Source organism: Duganella sp. SG902, from assembly GCF_013376005.1.
Classification (GTDB): domain Bacteria; phylum Pseudomonadota; class Gammaproteobacteria; order Burkholderiales; family Burkholderiaceae_D; genus Rugamonas.
The window spans coordinates 48,964-68,322 of sequence record NZ_JABMJK010000001.1; the positions used below are offsets into that span (position 1 = coordinate 48,964).

Annotated in this window: 16 protein-coding genes; 6 read left to right on the forward strand and 10 right to left on the reverse strand. The window is 65.1% G+C overall.

Annotated features, from left to right (window positions below):
• Positions 1 to 4: 4 nt before the first annotated feature.
• Both FHW83_RS00205 and FHW83_RS00210 read right to left on the reverse strand, forming a co-directional pair.
• A complete protein-coding gene (locus FHW83_RS00205) occupies positions 5 to 1,099 on the reverse strand; it encodes a BMP family ABC transporter substrate-binding protein (RefSeq protein WP_176644369.1) in 1,095 nt (364 codons plus the stop codon).
• 68 nt (positions 1,100 to 1,167) lie between these two features.
• Positions 1,168 to 3,639, reverse strand: a complete 2,472-nt coding sequence (locus FHW83_RS00210) for a TonB-dependent receptor domain-containing protein (protein ID WP_176644370.1) — start codon at positions 3,637 to 3,639, stop codon at positions 1,168 to 1,170.
• 347 nt (positions 3,640 to 3,986) lie between these two features.
• Between FHW83_RS00210 and FHW83_RS00215 the strand changes: the two genes are divergently transcribed.
• Positions 3,987 to 4,733, forward strand: a complete 747-nt coding sequence (locus FHW83_RS00215) for a GntR family transcriptional regulator (RefSeq protein ID WP_176644371.1) — start codon at positions 3,987 to 3,989, stop codon at positions 4,731 to 4,733.
• Positions 4,734 to 4,739: 6 nt separating this feature from the next.
• On the opposite strand, the gene tal is transcribed toward FHW83_RS00215, so the two are convergent.
• Genes tal through FHW83_RS00230 form a run of 3 tightly spaced genes read right to left on the reverse strand, consistent with a single transcriptional unit; the run spans position 4,740 to position 8,978 of the window.
• Positions 4,740 to 5,678 (reverse strand): transaldolase, encoded by a 939-nt coding sequence (gene tal, locus FHW83_RS00220; protein WP_176644372.1) that lies wholly within the window; start codon positions 5,676 to 5,678, stop codon positions 4,740 to 4,742.
• Between the two features lie 13 nt (positions 5,679 to 5,691).
• On the reverse strand, positions 5,692 to 6,711 hold the full coding sequence (locus FHW83_RS00225) for an adenosine deaminase (RefSeq protein ID WP_176644373.1): 1,020 nt from the start codon (positions 6,709 to 6,711) through the stop codon (positions 5,692 to 5,694).
• 14 nt (positions 6,712 to 6,725) lie between these two features.
• Entirely contained in the window at positions 6,726 to 8,978 is a 2,253-nt protein-coding gene (locus tag FHW83_RS00230; protein ID WP_176644374.1) for a TonB-dependent receptor, read from the reverse strand.
• Between the two features lie 176 nt (positions 8,979 to 9,154).
• Here FHW83_RS00230 and FHW83_RS00235 point away from each other — a divergent pair, with 176 nt between their 5' ends.
• On the forward strand, positions 9,155 to 9,808 hold the full coding sequence (locus tag FHW83_RS00235; protein ID WP_218105900.1) for a hypothetical protein: 654 nt from the start codon (positions 9,155 to 9,157) through the stop codon (positions 9,806 to 9,808).
• Between the two features lie 10 nt (positions 9,809 to 9,818).
• Here FHW83_RS00235 and FHW83_RS00240 read toward each other — a convergent pair whose 3' ends face one another.
• Entirely contained in the window at positions 9,819 to 11,324 is a 1,506-nt protein-coding gene (locus tag FHW83_RS00240) for an AMP nucleosidase (protein WP_176644375.1), read from the reverse strand.
• 127 nt (positions 11,325 to 11,451) lie between these two features.
• Here FHW83_RS00240 and FHW83_RS00245 point away from each other — a divergent pair, with 127 nt between their 5' ends.
• Genes FHW83_RS00245 through FHW83_RS00260 form a run of 4 tightly spaced genes read left to right on the forward strand, consistent with a single transcriptional unit; the run spans position 11,452 to position 17,331 of the window.
• Positions 11,452 to 15,471, forward strand: a complete 4,020-nt coding sequence (locus tag FHW83_RS00245; RefSeq protein WP_176644376.1) for a Pls/PosA family non-ribosomal peptide synthetase — start codon at positions 11,452 to 11,454, stop codon at positions 15,469 to 15,471.
• Positions 15,468 to 16,025, forward strand: coding sequence for a 4-phosphopantetheinyl transferase (locus FHW83_RS00250; RefSeq protein ID WP_176644377.1), 558 nt, complete (start codon positions 15,468 to 15,470; stop codon positions 16,023 to 16,025). The genes FHW83_RS00245 and FHW83_RS00250 overlap by 4 nt, the downstream gene beginning before the upstream one ends.
• A complete protein-coding gene (locus tag FHW83_RS00255) occupies positions 16,022 to 16,738 on the forward strand; it encodes a polysaccharide deacetylase family protein (protein WP_176644378.1) in 717 nt (238 codons plus the stop codon). The genes FHW83_RS00250 and FHW83_RS00255 overlap by 4 nt, the downstream gene beginning before the upstream one ends.
• A gap of 11 nt (positions 16,739 to 16,749) precedes the next feature.
• Positions 16,750 to 17,331 (forward strand): YdeI family protein, encoded by a 582-nt coding sequence (locus FHW83_RS00260; protein ID WP_176644379.1) that lies wholly within the window; start codon positions 16,750 to 16,752, stop codon positions 17,329 to 17,331.
• Here the strand turns inward: FHW83_RS00260 and FHW83_RS00265 are convergent.
• The 4 genes from FHW83_RS00265 to bla are packed head-to-tail and all read right to left on the reverse strand — an operon-like array spanning position 17,328 to position 19,294.
• Complete coding sequence (locus FHW83_RS00265; protein WP_176644380.1) at positions 17,328 to 17,801, reverse strand: GNAT family N-acetyltransferase; 474 nt, start codon at positions 17,799 to 17,801, stop codon at positions 17,328 to 17,330. The genes FHW83_RS00260 and FHW83_RS00265 overlap by 4 nt on opposite strands.
• Position 17,802: 1 nt before the next feature.
• Entirely contained in the window at positions 17,803 to 18,204 is a 402-nt protein-coding gene (locus tag FHW83_RS00270) for a GFA family protein (RefSeq protein ID WP_176644381.1), read from the reverse strand.
• Positions 18,198 to 18,416 carry a hypothetical protein gene (locus FHW83_RS00275; protein WP_176644382.1) on the reverse strand — a complete coding sequence of 73 codons (219 nt, stop codon included), beginning with the start codon at positions 18,414 to 18,416 and terminating at the stop codon, positions 18,198 to 18,200. The genes FHW83_RS00270 and FHW83_RS00275 overlap by 7 nt, the downstream gene beginning before the upstream one ends.
• Positions 18,413 to 19,294 carry a class A beta-lactamase gene (gene bla / locus FHW83_RS00280; protein ID WP_176644383.1) on the reverse strand — a complete coding sequence of 294 codons (882 nt, stop codon included), beginning with the start codon at positions 19,292 to 19,294 and terminating at the stop codon, positions 18,413 to 18,415. Before bla ends, FHW83_RS00275 begins: the two co-directional genes overlap by 4 nt.
• Between the last annotated feature and the right edge of the window lie 65 nt (positions 19,295 to 19,359).

Sequence of the window (19,359 nt, forward strand, 5' to 3'; positions counted from 1 at the left end):
GTCCTCACATCTGCCGGGCGAATGCGCCGGGTACCTGTACGCGTCCCTGCACGATGGCCTCGGAGAGGGCCTGCAGCTCGCCACGCAAGGCCGGCGGCGCCGCGTCCAGCACCTGCGAATGCGGCGCCAGGCTAATCCCTCCTTCGGCCAGTCCGAGCGACTCGGCGCGGCCGTAGGGCAGCCTACCATCGAGCTGCAGCCCGACCGCGCGCAGCAGGCCGGCGTCCACTTGCTTCAGCACCGAGGTGACGATGCCGGCCGCGCGTTGGGGATTGCTGGCGCGGTAAAGCTGGTATTGGTCCATGTCCACCCCGATGGCGTAACGCCTGGCTTCCGCCGCCGCCTCGGTGACGCCCTGGCCGGTGGCGCCGGCGGCGTGGAAGATCAGGCCCGCGCCCTGGCCGAATTGGGCCTTGGCGATCTCCTTGCCGGCGGCCGGGTCGGAGAAAGCGTTGGCGTACTGGCTCATGATCCTCACGCCCGGCACGGCGGCGCGGGCGCCGGCGCCGAAGCCGATGATGAAGTCTTCGATGACTGGAAACTGCATGCCGCCCACCACGCCCAGTGCGCTGCCGGCCGGCGCCCCCGGCAGCCCCTGCTGCATCAGGCGCGCGGCCAGGTAGCCGGCCAGGTAGGCGCCTTCGTTCTGGCGGAACAGCATGGAGTAGACGTTGTCGCAGCGGCAGGCCTTGTAGTCGACCGCCGCGTCGAAGACGATGAAGCGCACCGCCGGAAACTGCATGGCCAGCTTCTGCACATACGGCACCATGGTGAAGGTGCCCGCGATGACCACGTCATAGTCGCCGCTGTCGGCCAGGTCGCTGAGCGCGGCCTCCCAGCGGGTCGGATCGACGCCGCCCTCGATCACGCGGGTGCGCACCGGCAGCTGCGCTGCCACCAGCGCCATGCCATGCGCGGCCGAATCAAACATCGACTTGTCGCCACGGGTGCCGTTGATGAACAGGGCCACCCGCAGGCGCGCACCGGCGTCGCGCGGTTCGTAGATGTGCCGCCCCGCCCATGCCAGCGCATACAGCGCCAGCACCACGACGCACAGCAGGCCTGTCTGCCGCAGCAAATGAATACCGGTTTGCTTCACTTTTCCTCCGAACGGTGGCTGGGGTCCGCTCTATTATGCGCTGCCTGCATGGTGGCTGGTCATCCGGCTCAGAAGTGGGTACGCAGGGTGAAGAACAGCGTGCGCGGGCTGCCGAGGAAGTAGCGGCCCGACGTCAGCGGATTGGAGGTGGTCAGCTCCGCACCCACGCCGCCCAGATAGCGCTTGTCGAACAGATTGTCGACGTTGAACGACAGCTCCACGTTGCGGAAGTAGCCGAAGAACCGGCCCTGCGGACGATAGCTGAGCGACAGCCCCACCAGCGTGTAGGCCGGCATGTACTCGCGCGGATAGCTCGCTGGACCGCCAGTGACCACCGTATTGGGCACCACGCCATAGGTGCCGGCGGCTTCGCCGACATATTTGGCGTTGAGGGCGGCGCGCCAGGTGTCGGCCGGCTTCCATACCGCCTCCGCGAAGGCTGTGCGGCGCGGCGCGCCCAGCACCGGATCGCCGGCCTTGATGCCCTCGGCGACGGTGTCGGCGACATAGTGCGCGTCGTTGTAGGCGGCGTTGGCATACAGCTCGTAGGTGTCGCCGGTGACGCGGCCGGTCAGCTCCAGGCCGCGCGAGCTGATGCCGCCCTGGTTCTGGAAGGTGGTCTTGGCATCGCGCGAGAAGATGTCGCCGTTCGGATTGCCGTTCTGGATCGAGATGCGGTCGCGGTAGTCGATCGAGTACGCGGTCAGGGCCAGACCGTAGCGGTCGCGCACCCAGCGCAGCCCCATGTCCTTGTTGATCGAGGTCTCGGGCTTGATGCCGTTCTTGGAGTCGACCGCCGCCGTGCCCTCGAACACGCTGTCCGGAATGGCGCTGAAGTTTTTCGAACCGCTGGCGAAGACTTCCCACTCGTCGCTGATGCGGTACAGCGCGGCCAGTTTGGGCAGCAGCTTGGACGACACCTTGAGCGAGCGCGTGCCCGCGAACTCCACCGGTGAACGGTAGGATTCGCTGAACCGCTGGAAGGTGGCGCCGACGTCCAGTTCCACGCGGTCGTTCAGCAGCGTCATTTTGTCCTGGGCGTAGGCCATCGCCGTGTTGGAGGCGTAGTGGCGGTCCTGGGTGACCGAGTACAGCGCATTGTCGGCGTAGGCGCCACTGACCTTCGGATCGGTCACGTCAAACCAGTTGCGCACCTTTTCGCGGGTGATGTGCTCATACCAGCCGCCCAGGCGCACGCGGTGCACCTCGCCGAGGGTCATCGCCACCTCGGCCAGCGTGCCTTTGCGGTCGATCGCGTTGTCGCTGCGGCGGGTGGTGGCCTCGCGCGCGCCCCAGGCGTTGACCGGATTCATCGCGTACTTGGCCGCCGCCGGGCAGCCAGCGGATTTCAGCGATGCCGCGCTGGCGCCGGCCGGGAAGACCACCGCCGCCACCGGCACCAGCGCGCCGCTGGCGGTGCGCTGGTACTGGTTCTTGTAGCACTCCTGCACCACGGCGGTTGGCGCGCCGCCCGGGGCGACCACGCTGTACTGCTGGCCGTTGCTCGGCAGCTGCTCGTAAGGGACGTAGAACCAGCCGTTGCCATTCTGCTTGTGCAGATAGGGCTTGAGCGTGAACTTGCCGGTTTCGCCGAAACGCTGGGTCCAGTCGATATGCGCCAGCGTGTCCTCGCTGTTGATGCCGCGCGTGCCGCGATAGTTTTGGTCGATGTTCGGATCGCCGGTCCAGCGATCGGTCAGCGCGTCGGTGTTCGGGTTGCCTTCAAAGGTCGCCTTGTAGAACGGCGCCGCCACGGCGCGCAGCGCCACCGCATCGTAGTCGTTGTCGGCAAAGTTGTTGTAGCTGATGGTGGCGCGCAGGCTGGAACCGGCGCCCAGGTCCTGCAGCACGCGCAGGTCGGCGTGCTGGCGGTGATTGCGGCCCGACTGGTCACCTGGCCAGGTGCGCACGTATTCATGCGAATAATCGAGATACGCGCTGGTGCCCAGCGCCGACTTGCCGGTGTCCACGCGCACGAACTCGCGTTGATAACCGAATTTGCCGGCCGAGAGTTCGACATCGCCGCCGCGCTCCTTGGCCGGATCGCGCGTGCGGTAGTCGATGTAGCCGCCCAGCGCCTGGTTCGACGGCGTGCCCAGGTCGCCGGCGGTTTGCGAGGCGTCGATCCGCACCAGGTTGGCGGGTTCCAGCAGGCGGTTCGGCATGGTGCCGCCGTTCGACAGCGTCGAGCCGTTCGGAATGCCGTCCACCGAGATGCCGATTTGTTCCTTGTTCAAGCCACGCATGGTCAGGCGCATCGAGAAGCTGCCGGTCAGGGCGTCGCTGGAGCTGACCTGCAGGCCCGGCACCCGCGCCAGCATCTTGAGCGGATCGAGGCCCGCCGGCTGCTGCTGGATGGTTTCCTTGTCGATCACGCTGTTGGCGCGGGCCTCGCCCTTGCCCATGATATGGCCGGTGACTTCCACCACGGTCGGCGCCTTGTCGTCGGCGTTGACCGCGGCTTCCTGGGCGGAGGCCGGAGCGCTCCACTGCAGCATGGCGGCCGATCCGGCAGCCAGCAATCCGATTTTTCGATACACGATACCCCCTGAGCTATGGATAAATGCTGAATAAATTCTGGTTCTGATCCTAATGGAGCCGTCATTCCCGCGAAGGCGGGAATGACGGCGCATCGGTTTGCGGTCAAAAAAGCCTTAACTTAGCGGCATTAGGTTCTGATCCTGTGATGCCGCGCGCCGCAGTCCGCACGAAAGCGCCCGACCGTTGAAGTTTATTGTATAGTGGTACGGACCACTTATCAACGACAATCGCGAAATATTCCATTAAACACACAACAGGTACGAACCAAGCTATAATTTCCATAGCCGCGCGGCACACCGTGATAGGATGTCGCGCAACCAAACACCGTCATATACAGGTGAACAGCATGACCGCCTTTACAAATTCTTCCCCTATTTATCGCCAGCTGGCGGACATGTTGCGCCAGCAGATCGAATCCGGCCACATCGCCCCCAACGACGCCATCCCGGCCGAACGCGACCTGGCCGCCTCGTATGAAGTGAGCCGCGACACCGTCCGCAAGGCCATCAAACTGCTGGAAGAACAAGGGGTGCTGTACAGCGACCATGGTCGCGGCACGTTCGCCGCGCCGGCGGCGGTGCGCAAGATGTCGCGCTTCCTCGACAGCTTCACCGAGGACACCATCAAGCGCGGCGGCGTGCCGGGCCAAAAGATCCTGGTGATGGAACAAGTCATTCCCAGCATGGCCATCGCCAGCCTGCTCAACATCGACAGCGAGACGCCCATCCTGCACCTGAAACGCCTGCGCCTGATGGACGGCGCGCCGATCGGCATCCAGGATTCGCATGTCAGGCTGCCGCCCGGCGAGCAACTGACGCGCAAGGAACTGGAACGTACCGGTTCGCTGTACCGGCTGCTGGTGGAGAAATTCGGCATCGAGCCGTCGGAAAGCCTTGAGAGCATCGGCGCCATACCGGCCGCCAGCGAGGAAGTGGAGCTGCTGAACATCCCGGCCGGGACGCCGATACTGGTGTGCGAACGCATCATGCTGTCGAGCCGTCGCGAACCGGTCGAATACTGCGAGATGAAATACCTGCCGTCCTACCGCTACAAGACGCGCATCAGCAAATGGAGCATCGGCCAGCCGGCGTGACGCCACTTATCTGCACGCCGACTCGATCAGCAGCTCCAGTTGCGCCGTGTCCCCGCAAAACTGACGTATGCCCTCGGACAGCTTGAGCCGCGCCATGGCGTCGCCGTTGAGCATGAGACGGAACGACTCCTCGTCCACCGGCCTGCGGGCGATGCGGTCCGTACCGGCCGCACCGCGATCAAGCTTGCGTGTCAACGGCGCGTCGGAATCGTGCAATTGACGCAGCAGGCCCGGACTCACCGTCAGCAAATCGCATCCCGCCAGCGCGGCGATTTGCTCGGTGCTGCGGAAGCTGGCCGCCATGATTTCGGTACGGAACCCGTGCGTGACGTAGTAATCGAAGATGCGGCGCACCGACAATACGCCGGGATCGTCATCGGCGGCGTAGGTCTGGCCGGTGTGCTGCCGGTACCAGTCGGTGATACGGCCGACGAACGGCGAAATCAGCCTCACCCCGGCCTCGGCGCAGGCGGCCGCCTGCGGCAGGCCAAACACCAGCGTCATATTGCAATGGATGCCCTCGCGCTCCAGTATCTCGGCGGCGCGTATGCCTTCCCAGGTCGCGGCGATCTTGATCAGCACCCGTTCGCGCCCGATGCCGGCCGCCTCGTACAGGGCGATCAGGGCGTGGCCCTTGGCCACCGTGGCGGCGGTGTCGAACGAGAGGCGCGCATCCACCTCGGTGGACACCCGCCCGGATACGATGCCCAGGATCTCGGCGCCGAAAGCCACCAGCAAATGATCCGCCAGCACGGCACTGGCCAGGCCCGGATGCTGGCCCACCACCCGTTCCAGCAAGGGCCGGTAGGCGGTCGCCTGCGCAGCCTTGAGTATCAGCGACGGATTGGTGGTCGCGTCGCGCGGGGCATATTCCCGCATCGACAGGAAGTCGCCGGTATCGGCGACCACCACGCTGTGTTGTTTAAGCTGGTCGAGCTGATTCATGCTGTTTTTCCCTTCAAGTGTGCGCGGCGAAGAAGGCCGCCACTTCGGCGCGATATTGCGCCTTGGCCTGGGGCGGCAGGAAGGCGGCGTCGAAGCTGTTGCACGCCAGTTGATAGGCGTGGCCGGCGTCCAGCGGCAGCGCCTCGAAGGCCGCCGCGAAGTTGTCCTCGACGTAGCCGCCGAAGTAAGCCGGGTCGTCCGAGTTCAGCGTCACCGCGAGATCGGCGTCGAGCAGCTGGCGCAGGTTGTGCGACGCCATATCGGCGAACACCCGCAGCTTGACATTCGACAGCGGACACACCGTCAATGGAATCCGGTGCGCCGCAAGGTAGCGCACCAGTGCCTCATCCTCCACGCAACGCACGCCGTGGTCGATGCGCTCCACGCGCAGCGTGTCCAGCGCGCTCCAGATGTAGGCCGGCGGCCCCTCCTCTCCGGCATGAGCCACCAGCCGCAGTCCGAGCTCGCGGCAACGGGCGAACACGCGGGCGAACTTTTCGGGAGGATGCCCGCGCTCGGACGAATCAAGGCCGACACCGATGATGCGAGAGAGGTGCGGCATGGCCTGCTCCAGCGTGGCGAAGGCGTCGTCCTCGTCCAGGTGGCGCAGGAAGCACATGATCAGCGCGCCGCTCATGCCCCACTCCCTGCCCGCGTCGTCGAGCGCGCGACCGATGCCGCCGACAATGTCGGCGAACGGCACGCCACGCGCGGTGTGGGTCTGCGGATCGAAAAACAGCTCCGCATGACGCACATTGCCGGCCCGCGCACGCAGCAGATAGGCCCAGGTCATGTCGTAGAAATCCTGCTCCACCAACAGCACGCTGGCGCCGGCGTAGTAGATATCGAGGAAGGACTGCAAATCCTCGAAGGCATACGCCTGGCGCAGCGTCTCGACCGAGTCCCAGCCCAAGGCGACGCCATTGCGTTCGGCCAGCGCGAATATCAGCTCGGGCTCGAGCGAGCCCTCGATGTGCATGTGCAGCTCGGCCTTGGGCATGCGCCTGACCAGTTCCGGCAGTGTAATTCGCATTACAGTATCCTTACTCAAAAGCGCCGGCTCAACTGCAGGCCGAAGATGCGTGGATTGCTATCGTTGACAAAACCGGTCAGGTTGTTGAAATCGATGCCGCCGATCAGCTGGACGCGGTTGGTGATATTGCGGCCGAACAGCGCCACCTCGTTGCGATCGTTATCCCAGCGGTAGCCGACACGCAGGCCGCCCGTCAGCAGGGACTTGCCGACAAACTCCTTCGAGCGGTACAGGGTGAAATTGACGTCGCTGCGATAGACCCAATCGGTATAGGCGAACAACTCGCCGTTGCGGTACGGGTGGCTGTAGCGCAGCGTGACGTTGCCGGTCCAGCGCGGGGCCTGCGGCAGCGGATTGCCGTTGATGAGCACCAGCCGGGAGCCGCCCGCCATCACCGTCGGATTGAGGATGGTGCAGGCCGCGCAGGCGCCCACGGTCAGATTCGGATCGTCAATGCGGGTGAAGTTGTAGCTGCCGCCGAAAGTCAGCAGCAGGTCGTCGTTCAGATACGCTTCCAGATCCAGCTCGACGCCGCGCCCCTTGCTCTTCTGCGCATTCAGCAGGATGGCCGAATTCGAGGTGCCGCCCACCGCCGTCAGCTGCAGGCCCTTGACGGTGTAGTCATAGACGTCGATCGCCACCCGCGCCCTGCGCTGCAGCAGGTCCGACTTGAAACCCACCTCGTAGGAGGTGATGGTCTCGGGCTGCGCGGTCGACATCGGATTGAAGGTGGCGGCCGGCTGGATGGTGGCGCCGCGGAAGCCAGTGGCGACGCGCGCGTACAGATTGGCGTCCTCATTCAGCTTGTAGACGCCGCTGGCGTCCCAATTGACCTTGGAAACGGTGGTGCTGGTGGCCAGGCCGGTGGAGGCATCGATATCGCTGCCGCCGTCAGGCTTGTCCGCGCGCTCGGTGTACAGATCCTTCTTGTCGTGCGTGTAGCGCAAGCCGGCGCGCAGGTTGACGCGCTCGTTAACATCGTAGTTCACCGAGCCGAAAGCGGCGTAGGCGTCGTTCTTCTGGTGCGAACGGACGTCGGCCGTCAGCACGCCACGGTTCAGCGAATCGTAGCTATAGCTGTCGATCTGATACTGCTCGTTGAAGTAAAACAGGCCGGCCTGCCATCTCACACCGTCCTTGGCGTTCGACTCCAGGCGCAACTCCTGCGTCATCTGGTGATGGCCCGACGTGCCGTCGGCCGATTCGACCGGGAACGGAATCAGGCCGGGCCCCGACGGCGGCGCGAACGCGGCGCCAAAGCCGCCATCGATGTCGCCCCGGCTGTACACGCGCACCTTTTCATAGCCGGTGATCGAGTGCAGGGTCAGGCCGCCCAGGCGCCATTGCATGCGCAGGTTGCCGCCGTAGTTTTCCAGATGCTGGCCATTGGCGCCATCGGTGGCGGCGCTGGCGACATCAAAACCCGGCACCAACGCGTCGCTGCCCTTCTGGATGATATTGGCGCGGAACACCGAGGCGCTGCCCTCCAGCTCGCGTCCGTGCAGATTGGCCAGGGCACTGAAATCGGCGTTCGGCTTGTATAACAGCTGTACGCGCGCGGCCTTGTCGTTGTAGCCGCCGTAGGCCGTGTCGTCGCCGGTGTGCGGATTGCCGATCCAGTTGTCGCGATGCTCGCCCAGCACCGAAACGCGCGCGGCCAGGCCCTCGCCCAACGGCAGGTTCAGCGCCGCCTCGAGATTGGCCGTGTTGTAGGTGGCGTTGGAGACGCTGACATAGCCGCCCGGCGTCGACGAGGGCTTTACCGATTCGAACTTGACCACGCCGGCCGGCGTGTTACGGCCGAACAGCGAGCCCTGTGGACCGCGCAGCACCTCGATGCGTTCCAGGTCGAAGGCCGGGAAGCCTTTCAATACGGGGCTTTCAAGCACCACGTCATCGTACACCAGCGATACCGGCTGCGACGCATTCTGATGGAAGTCGACATTGCCGTAACCGCGAATATAGAAACGCGGATAGGAGCGGCCGAAGGACGACTCCACGTTCAGGCTCGGCACCCGGCCCGCCAGCATCTGCATGTCCAGATTACCGGAGTTGAGCGCCGCCAGCGCCTCGTCCGAGACGATGGACGCCGACACCGGCACATTCTTAATGTTTTCCTGGCGCCGCTCGGCGCTCACCGTCACGGTCTGCAATTGCGCGGCCGCCGGCGCCACCCCGGCGGGAGCCTCCTGCGCCCATGCCGCGCCCGCCGGCGCCAACACCGCCACCGCCCCACATATATGCCACGTCTGCTTCAAGATCGTCATACCCACCCCTCGTTGTCGTCAAATTGATCGTCGTGTTCACCACCTGAGAAAACTATATATTGGTACGTACCATTTTTCAACTAGTTTGTTTGAAGTTGATATTTTTAAGTACAAACGGTTGATTTCCGTGGTTTTGAAAATATAATGGTACGTACCTTTACTTAACGAAAACCACCATGATGACACTTTCACCCCCACCATTCTTTGTCACCTTCACCGGCGTCGACGACAGCACCCTGCTGCCTGGCATGCTGGCGCTGTCCGCGCGCTATCCTGTTGAATGGGGCGTGTTGCTGGATGCGGCGCAAGAGGGAGCGCCGCTGTTTCCGCTGGAGGCGGCGCGCAGGGCATTTCAGGGAGCGCCATTGCGGCTGTCCGCGCACATTTGCGGCGCGGCGGCGCGGGCCATCGTGGAAGGCCGCGATCCCGGCCTGAATTTAAGCGGCTATGGACGCATCCAGGTGAACCACAGCCGGTCGGGCAGCAGCGAGCGCGAAATCCGCAACAGCCAATTGTTCGCCGCCCGCAGCGGGGTGCGCGCGGCGCTGCAGTGTCAGGGGGAGTTTCCGGATGATGTCAGGGTGGACTGGCTGTACGACGTTTCGTTCGGCACCGGCCAGCAGCCCGGCGCATGGCCGGCGATCGGGGCGAGCCAGGCGTTTTGCGGCTATTCAGGCGGCCTGAATCCGGACAACGTGGCCAGTGTGCTGGCGCGCCTGCCGCTGACGGCAAACACCGCGTACTGGATCGACATGGAATCCGGCGTCCGCACCGGGAACCGCTTCGATCTGGACAAATGCGAAGCGGTGTGCAGGGCGGTCTTCGGCTAAGGTTCGCCGCTTACTGGAACGCCACCTCGGTAAAGCTGCGCAGTTTGCGCGAGTGCAGCTTGTCCACGCCGAGGGCGCGCAGCAGTTCCACCGCGCGGATGCCGATGCGCAGGTGCTGGTCGACGCGGTCGCGGTAGAACTGGTTGGCCATGCCCGGCAGCTTGATCTCACCGTGCATTGGTTTGTCGCTTACGCACAACAGCGTGCCGTAGGGGACGCGGAAACGGAAGCCATTGGCGGCGATGGTCGCGCTTTCCATGTCCAGCGCGATCGCCCTGCTCTGACTGAAGCGGCGCTCGGGCGTCCGCTGCGGCATCAGCTCCCAGTTGCGGTTGTCGGTGCTGGCCACGGTCCCGGTGCGCATCACGCGCTTGAGGTCATGCCCGGTGAGCTGCGTGACCTCGGCCACCGCCGCCTCGATCGCCACCTGCACCTCCGCCAGCGGTGGGATCGGCACCCACAACGGCAGATCCTCGTCCAGCACATGGTCCTCGCGCACGTAGCCGTGGGCCAGCACGTAGTCGCCCAGTTCCTGCGTGTTGCGCAAGCCGGCGCAGTGGCCCAGCATCAGCCAGGCGTGCGGGCGCAGCACGGCAATGTGGTCGGTGATGGTCTTGGCGTTGGCCGGGCCGACGCCGATGTTCACCATCGAGATGCCGGTGCCATCGGCGCGGATCAGGTGATAGCCCGGCATCTGCGGCATGCGCGGTGGCGCGGCGCCCAGCGCGTCGCCCGGCTGCACCGCCTGGCCCACGCGGCGCGTGACCAGGTTGCCCGGCTCCACAAAGGCGATGTAGTCGTCGTCCGGCGCGTCGGATGGACGCGCCATCAGCTCATGCCCCAGCTGGATAAATTCGTCGATGTAGAACTGGTAGTTGGTGAACAGGACGAACTTCTGGAAATGCTCGCACGAGGTGCCGGTGTAGTGGCGCAGGCGTTGCAGCGAGTAGTCCACGCGCGGCGCGGTGAACAGCGACAGCGGCTGCGCCTCGCCCGGCGGTGGCTCATGGGTGCCGTTGGCGATGCCATCGTCCATGGCGGCCAGGTTGGGCAGGTCGAACACGTCGCGCATCAGCAGGCGGCGCTCGGCCGTCATGCTGCCCTCGATATGCTCATGCTCGGCGAACGAAAAGTGGATCGGAATCGGCTGCGAACTGGTGCCAACCTCGATCTTGACGTGGTGGCTGCCGTGGTTCTTCAGCAGCAGCTTGAATTGCTGCAGATAGTAGCGCGCGAACAGGTCCGGCCGCGTCAGCGTGGTTTCGTAGGTGCCGGGACCGGCCACAAAGCCGAACGCCAGGCGCGAGTCGGCGCGCGCCACCGTGTCGGTATGGACGCGAACGAACGGATAGCAGGCGCGCACATGGTCGCCAACGTTTTCGCCGGCCACGAAGCGCCGCATGGCGTCGCGCAGGAAGGCGATGTTGGTGTCGTAGATGGCCAGTACCTGATCGTAGGCCGCCTGGGCGTCGTCAAACTGCATCGGGGCGATGAATGGGCGATGATTCGTAGACATGCGGCTCCTTCGGTTTTCTGCTCGTATTTCCTATTGTAAAGGCTGTAAGCAGAACTTGCATTCCTCCTCTATGGGAACCGTTTCGCGTACCGTACAATGGCAGCCTGAATATGAATAAAGTACCCGCATGACTCACGCCGTAATATCGCCCCATCCCGACGTTCTTTTTGGCCCGGCGCAGGACAGCCTGCTGCGCGAGGAAATCCTCGCGGACCTGCTGGAAGCCAGCGCCGCGCGCCATCCGCGGCGGGTGGCGCTGATTTTCGGCGAGCGGCAGCTGACCTACGGCGAGCTCGATGCGCAGGCCGACCTGGTGGCGGCGCGGCTGATCGCGGCCGGCGTGCGGCCGGGCCAGATTGTGGGCCTGTGGCTGCCGCGCGGGATCGAGCTGCTGGTGTTGCAGGCGGGGATCGCCAAGGCCGGCGCCGCCTGGCTGCCGGTGGACGAGGATACCCCGGTCGAACGCCTGCAGGTTTGCCTGGACGATGCCGCCGGCGCCGGCGTGCTGACCTGCGCCGCCTTCGCGCCGCGCCTCGCCGGCGTCGCCGCCTCCGGCCGCGCCGTGTGGACCGCCGAAGCGCTGCTGGCGACGCCCGCGCCCGGCGAAACGCTGGCCCGGCGCGGCGCCGTGTCGCCGGACGTGCCGGCGTACGTGATCTACACCTCCGGCTCCACCGGCAAGCCCAAAGGGATCCTCATCACCCAGCGCAGCATCTGCCACTTCCTGCGCAGCGAGAACGAGGTGCTGGGCGTGGCCGGCGGCGACAAGGTTTACCAAGGCTTCTCGGTGGCCTTCGACATGTCGTTCGAGGAGATCTGGATTTCCTACCTGGTCGGCGCCACCCTGTGGATCGGTCCCAAAGAGATCAGCGGCGACCCGGAGACCCTGCCGCGCATGCTGGAGCAAAACGGCGTCACCGTGCTGCACGCCGTGCCGACGCTGCTGGCGCTGTTCAACCAGGAGGTGCCGAGCCTGCGCCTGATTAACCTGGGCGGCGAGGCCTGCCCGGAATCGCTGGTGCAGCGCTGGTCGCGCGACGGCCGCGCGATGTTCAACACTTACGGCCCGACCGAGGCCACCGTCTCCGCCAGCCTGGCGCGCCTGCGTCCGGGCCACCCGGTGACCATCGGCCGCCCGCTGCCCAACTACGGCCTGCTGGTCATCGACGCGAATGTCGAACAGGGACTGCGCCTGCTTGCGCATGGCGAAGTCGGCGAATTGTGCATCACCGGCCCCGGTCTGGCCGCCGGTTACCTGGGCCGCCCGGACCTCACCGCCGAGAAGTTCCTGCCCAATCCATGGTCCAGCGGCCCGCACGACGCGCGCCTGTACCGCACCGGCGACCTGGCCCGCATCGGCCCTGACGGCGAAGTCACGTGCCTCGGCCGCGCCGACGATCAGGTCAAGATCCGCGGCTTCCGCGTGGAACTGGGCGAGATCGAAGCCCTGCTGGCCCAGCAAGCGGGCGTCGGCACCGTCGCCGTCCTGCTGCGCAAGGATGATGGCATCGACCAGTTGGTGGCCTACATCGTACCGGAAGGCGGCGCGGCGCCAGACTCCCGCGCGCTGCGCACCGCGCTGGCGGCCAAGCTGCCGCCCTACATGGTCCCCGGCCGCTATGAGATGCTGGACGCCATGCCGCGCCTGACCTCCGGCAAAATCGACCGCAAGGCACTGAAAGCCATGCCACTGAGCGCGCCGCAAGCCGGCGGCGCCGAAGACTCCGACCTGCCCGAGACGCCGGCCGAAGCAGCCGTCTTCGCGGCCCTGGCCGCCCTCTTCCCCGGCCAGCCGATCCTGCGCAACGCCGACTTCTTCACCGATCTTGGCGGCCACTCCTTCTTCGCCGCCCGACTGGCATCGTCGTTGCGCGCCGATCCGCGCTACGCCCACGTCACCGTGCGTGACATCTACCAGCAGCGCCAGATCGGCAAGATCGCATTGGCGCTGGCCGACGCCCCCAACGCCGGCGCGCAAGAACAGGACTGGACGCCACCATCCACGCTGAAACGCTGGATCTGCGGCATCGCCCAAGCCGCCGCCATGCCGCCGCTGGTCACCCTGCGCATGGCGCAATGGCTCGCGCCCTTCTTCACCTATCACTTCTTCACCGGCGATCCCGGCGACTCGGTGGCGCGCGCCATGGCCGCCTCGGTCGGCGTGTTCCTGCTGGCGACCATCGGTGAATTCGCCATCGCCATCGGCGGAAAATGGCTGATCGCCGGCCGCCTGAAGGCTGGCGTCTATCCGTTGTGGGGCCTGACCTACTACCGCTGGTGGCTGGCCGACCGGCTGGTGGAGGCAGCTCCGGCGTACCTGCTGAGCGGCTCCTCGCTCAACGCATGGTGGCTGCGCGCGCTCGGCGCCACCATCGGCAAGGAAGTCACCATCGGTTCCATGACCCTGCGCGCGCCGGACCTGCTTCGCATCGGCGACCAGGTCAGCATCGGCAACGCCGTCAATTTCGAGAACGCCCGCGTCGAACGTGGGCAACTGCACCTCGGCCAGATCACGCTGGAAAACGACGCCTGCGTCAGCTCCTTCGCCATCATGGAAGGCAATACGCGCATCGAGGCGCTGGGCCATCTCGAAGGCCAGTCCGCGCTGAGCGACGGCGGCGTGGTGCCGGCCGGCCGCGTCTGGGCCGGTTCGCCGGCGCGCGACATGGGCGCGTTTGAACCCAAGCTGCCGCCGCGCCCAACGGTCGGCAACGCGCGCCGCGCCGGCGAGGCGCTGTTCTTCATCTTCGGCATCCTGCTGGTGGTGACGCTGTTCTTCATGCCGGTCTTCCCCAGCTTCGTGCTGATCGACTGGTTCGACGAAGCCGGCTGGCTGCCGTGGATACAGGGCGACGACATGCGCATCCGCCTGCTGCGCTACTTCCTGCTGGCCTTCCCCGCCAGCACGGTGCTGATCGTGCTGACCGCGCTGGTCTCGGCCGGGATCCGCTGGAGCGCGCTACCGCGCCTGAATCCGGGCCAGTTCCCGGTCCACGGCAATACCTACTGCGCCAAATGGCTGGTGAGCCAGATTCAGGAATCGAGCCTCAACGTCTTGCACGGCATTTACGCCACCGTGTTCGCGCCCTACTGGTATCGCCTGCTGGGCGCGAAAGTCGGCAAGGACGCGGAAATCTCCACCGCGCTGGGCGTGGTGCCGGACATGCTGACGCTGGGCGACGAAACCTTTATCGCGGATGCGGTCATGCTGGGCGACGAGGAAATCGACGGCGGATGGATGGTGATGAAGCCGACCGTGATCTCGCACCGCAGCTTCGTCGGCAACGGCGCCTACATCCCGGACGGCACCGTGCTGCCTGAGCATGTGCTGATCGGCGTGCATTCGCGCGCGCCGGACAACGCGCACATGAACAGCGGCGACACCTGGCTCGGCTCCCCGCCCATCAACCTGCCGGCGCGCGAGCAGACCAGCGGCTATCCTGAATGGCTGACCTTCCACCCCTCTCCGCTGCGCCGTCTGGGTCGTGGCTTGATCGAGGCGTTCCGCATCGTCGCGCCGCATGCGCTGGTGATCGCGGTCGGCTACACGCTGGTGCTGGCGGTGATGCCGGCCGCCGGCGCGGGCCGCTGGGGTGAGGTGATCTGGGACCTGGCGCTGGCCGGACTGGCCTACGGCGTGGGCAACTACGTGTTCGTGGTGCTGCTCAAGTGGCTGCTGATCGGGCGCTATCGCAAACAATCGGAGCCGATGTGGACACCATTCGTCTGGCTGTCCGAGGGTGTGACCAATCTGTACGAAGGCATCGCCGTGCCCAACTTCATGCGCTACCTGCGTGGCACGCCTTGGCTGCCGATCGCCTTCAACCTGCTTGGTTCGCGCATCGGCAAAGGCGTCTACATGGACACCACCGACATCACGGAGTTCGACTGCGTGCAAATTGGCGACAACAGCGAGCTGAATGCCCTCACCTGCCCACAAACGCACTTGTTCGAGGACCGCGTGATGAAGATCGATCAGGTGGTAATCGGGGAGCGCGTCTACATGGGGCCGCGGGCTGCGGTGCTGTACAGCGCCGCCGTTGGCGACAACGCCCGCCTCGGCGCGTTGACGCTGGTGATGAAGGGCGAGCATATCCCCGCCAACGGCAACTGGGCCGGCTGCCCGGCCGCGCCGACGCGCAAATGAAAGAACTGGCCGTCCACCTCTGGCCCGGCCCCGCGCCGGCGCTGCGGGACGGCCTGTTCGCCATCCTGATCCGCACCGCTCCGGCTGCACAGCGCGATGTGGCACGCCGCCAGATCCGGCTCGCCGCGCGCGAGGCGCTGGCCGCCGTGCTGTGGGTCGCTCCCGGCGACATCGAGATCGCATCCATGCCCGGCACGCAGCCACGCATCGTGCTGGCCGGCCGCGAAACCCATATCGGCTGCTCCTTCAGCCATGAAGTGGAATACTCTCTGGCCGCCATCAACCTGCAAGGCCCCATCGGCGCGGACCTGATGACCGTGCGGGACATCCCGGACTGGCCAACCGTGGCGCGCGACTACCTGGGTCCGGCGGCCGCCTCGCTGCGCGACCCACGCGACTACACGCAAATGTGGACACAGCGCGAAGCCGCGTTAAAATGCCATGCCCAACAAATCAGCGAATGGCGTGCCGACCTTCCCGGCCAGTCCATCGCGCTGGCCCTGCCGGTCGCCAACCTGCTGGGACACCTACATATCGGAGACAGAAGCGCATGAAAGTAATCGCATTGATACTGGCGGCACTCGCAGGCACCGCCAGCGCCGCCGACTGCGGACCGGACAAACTGAACACCTCCCGCACCCTCATCCTCAAACGCGAAGGTGCGGCCTACGGTGCCCCCCAGCACGGTCCTCTGCCGCTGCAAAAAGGCGAAGTGGTCCTCACCTTCGACGACGGCCCGTCGCCGCAAAACACGCCGCTGGTGCTGAAAGCCCTGGCCGACCAATGCGCCAAAGCCACCTTCTTCATGGTCGGACAAAACATCGCTCAGCAGCAGGACCTGGCGCGCAGGGTGGTGAGCGAAGGCCACTCGGCCGGCATCCACAGCGACACCCATGCGAACCTGACCACGCTCAGCGCCGAGCAGCAACTGGAAGACCTCAAGCGCAGCCGCGCCATCTACAAGACCACCTTCGGCGTCGACACGCCGGCTTACCGCTTCCCCTTCCTGGCGGAGACGCCGGTGACGCTGGAGGCGCTCAAGCAAGCCAACATCACGGTAGCGTCGGTCGACCTGGGCATCAACGACTGGATACCCGAGGACACCACCGCCATCCTCGCGCAACGCCTGAAGGACAGCCTCGATAAGACCGGCGGCGGTATCATCCTGATGCACGACGCGAACGGACCGACCGCACAAGCCCTGCCAACACTGCTGCAAGTCCTGAAAGACAAAGGCTACAAAGTCGTCCACCTTGAATGGCAATAAAAGGAGACCGCATGAGCAACGCTAAAGTAGACGCCTTCCTGGAGCGGGCCAAGAACTGGCGCGCCGAATTCGAAGCCCTGCGCGCCATCATTGCCGACAGCGGTCTGGAAGAAGACTTCAAATGGGGCCAGCCCTGCTACACGCTGGACGGCCACAACGTCGTGCTGATGCACGGCTTCAAGGAATACTGCGCGCTGCTGTTCTTCAAGGGCGCGCTGATGAAAGATCCGAAAAACCTGCTGATCCAGCAGACCGAGAACGTGCAGGCCGCGCGCCAGATCCGCTTCAAGGAACTGGCCGACATCACGCGCCAGGAAAAGGTTTTGAAGAGCTACATCAAGGACGCCATCGCGCTGGAAAAATCCGGCGCCAAGGTCGAGATGAAAAAAACCGCCGAATTCTCCTTCCCCGAGGAGCTGGAACATGCCATGGACGAGAAGCCGGCCCTGCGCACCGCCTTCGAAGAACTGACACCCGGCCGCCAGCGCGCCTACCTGCTGCACTTCTCGTCCGCAAAACAAGCCAAGACGCGCATCTCCCGCATCGAACAATGCACCCAGCGCATCCTTGACGGCAAAGGCCTCAACGATTAATCGATTATGCCCAACGAGATGAGCTCAAAGGAATAAAAGCGGTCGGCGCCGCTTTCCGGCAGCGGGTCCGGGCCACGTATCCATCCGAATGACTCATACAAGTGAATCGCAGCGCGCATGTCGGCACAGGTCTCCAGATCCAGCTGAGTGAAATTATTTTTGCGCGCCTCGGCTATTCCTTCTGCCAGCAGATTCCGCCCGACGCCGCGTCCCTGCACACTTGCATCAACATGAAAACCGAATAACTTGGCGGATGTGCCATGGCGGCGCTGGATTGCAAGGCAGCCAACCAGCCTACCCTCCACCTCCGCCACCAGCTCGATATCGTTGCGCGAGCCGGGTTGGCCGATGGCGCCAATGGCGGCGTCCAGGGTATCGAAATCCGCAGTCAGGCCGAACGAGGCCAGGGATTTCCGCACCACGGCTCTGGCATGCACGTTATCGGTGGGAAGTGCTTTACGTATTTGCATGTTAGAGATGGCGCGTTTCGACTGGTGGGGTTTCCCAGTTGTCGTTTTTGCCGTCGAGGTAGGTGATGGGAGCATTCACCAGTTCTTCGGCGCTGACGTCATCAAGACAGGTGACGTTGACGGCGTAGAACGGTCCCCAGCGCGGCGAGCTGCCGATGCCGAAGGCGCGCACACCGCAGTGGCGACAGAACAGGTGCTGGTCACGCTTCGTCAAAAACTGATACAGCGTCAGCTCGCCCTCGCCCGATTGCAGGCGAAACGCTTCGGGTTTGATGATGGCCGGCCAAAAACGCACCTTCGCGCATATCGAGCAGTTGCAGCGGATTGTGCCCTGGCTTAGGTCGATGTCCGCCTCGAAGCTCACCGCGCCGCAGTGGCAGCTGCCATGATAGGTTTTCAGCATAACTGCGTCGCGGTGTGGTTGCGCGGTGTGGCGTCTTCGTGGAACAGGTCGGCCAGGTATTCGCACAAGTCCTGCTCCGCCACGTCGCCGGGGATGATGAAGTCGGCCGGGCGGCGCTTGCCTTCGGCGCCGAAATAGAACGCGCGCCATGCGCCCGGCACGCCCGTCACCGCGATGTGGCGGCCGAAGATGGCGAACCTGTGCTCCGTCATTTGAACGCCTCGATCACCACTTTCGCCACCTCGCCATGGATTTCGGGATGCGACTTGTCGTCCTTGCCCGGCTGCGTGAGGTAGACCGCCAGCACGATCGGCGCTTTCCCCGGCGGCCAGATGACGGCGATGTCGTTGACGGTGCCATAGTCGCCGGCGCCGGTCTTGTCGGCCACCGGCCAGTTGCCCGGCACGCCCGCGCGGATGCGCGTGGCGCCGGTGGTGTTCCCCAGCATCCAGTCCTTCAACTGCTTGCGCTGCGCCGGCGGCAGCGCATCGCCCAGCACCAGTTTTTGCAGCGACTTCGCCATCGCCAGCGGCGTGGTGGTGTCGCGCGGGTCGCCGGGAATGGCGGTGTTCAGCTCCGTCTCCCAGCGTTCCAGCCTGAATTCCGTATCGCCGATCGAGCGCGCATAGGCCGTCACGGCGGCGGGGCCGCCGATCTGCTTCATCAGCAGGTTGGCGGCCGGGTTGTCGCTGTATTGCAGCGTCGCCTCGCACAGCTCCGCCACGGTCATGCCCTCTCCCACGTGCTTGCTGGTGATTGGCGCGTGCGGCACCAGATCGGTTTTTTCGTAGACGATGCGCTTTTTCAGCAGCGCAGGGTCGCGCGCCAGCACCGCCGCCGACAACATCATCTTGAAGGTGCTGCAAAACGGGAAGCGCTCGTCGGCGCGATGCAGCAACTGACGGCCATCGGCGGTGTTCAGCGCCGCCACGCCCAGCCGGCCGCCAGATTCCTTTTCCAGCCGCGCCAGCAGCGCGGTCGGCGTCCAGGGCGTGGCCGTGGGCGACTGGTCCAGCAGCTCGGCGGCACCGGCAAAGGGAGTGGAGACCAGCGCCAGCATCAGCGCGCGACGGGTTCTGAAATCGCTCATCGGCTACGTATAACAGTTAAGTAAAAAGTAACTAATCATACCAGTGCTGGGAAAACCGTGGCTGT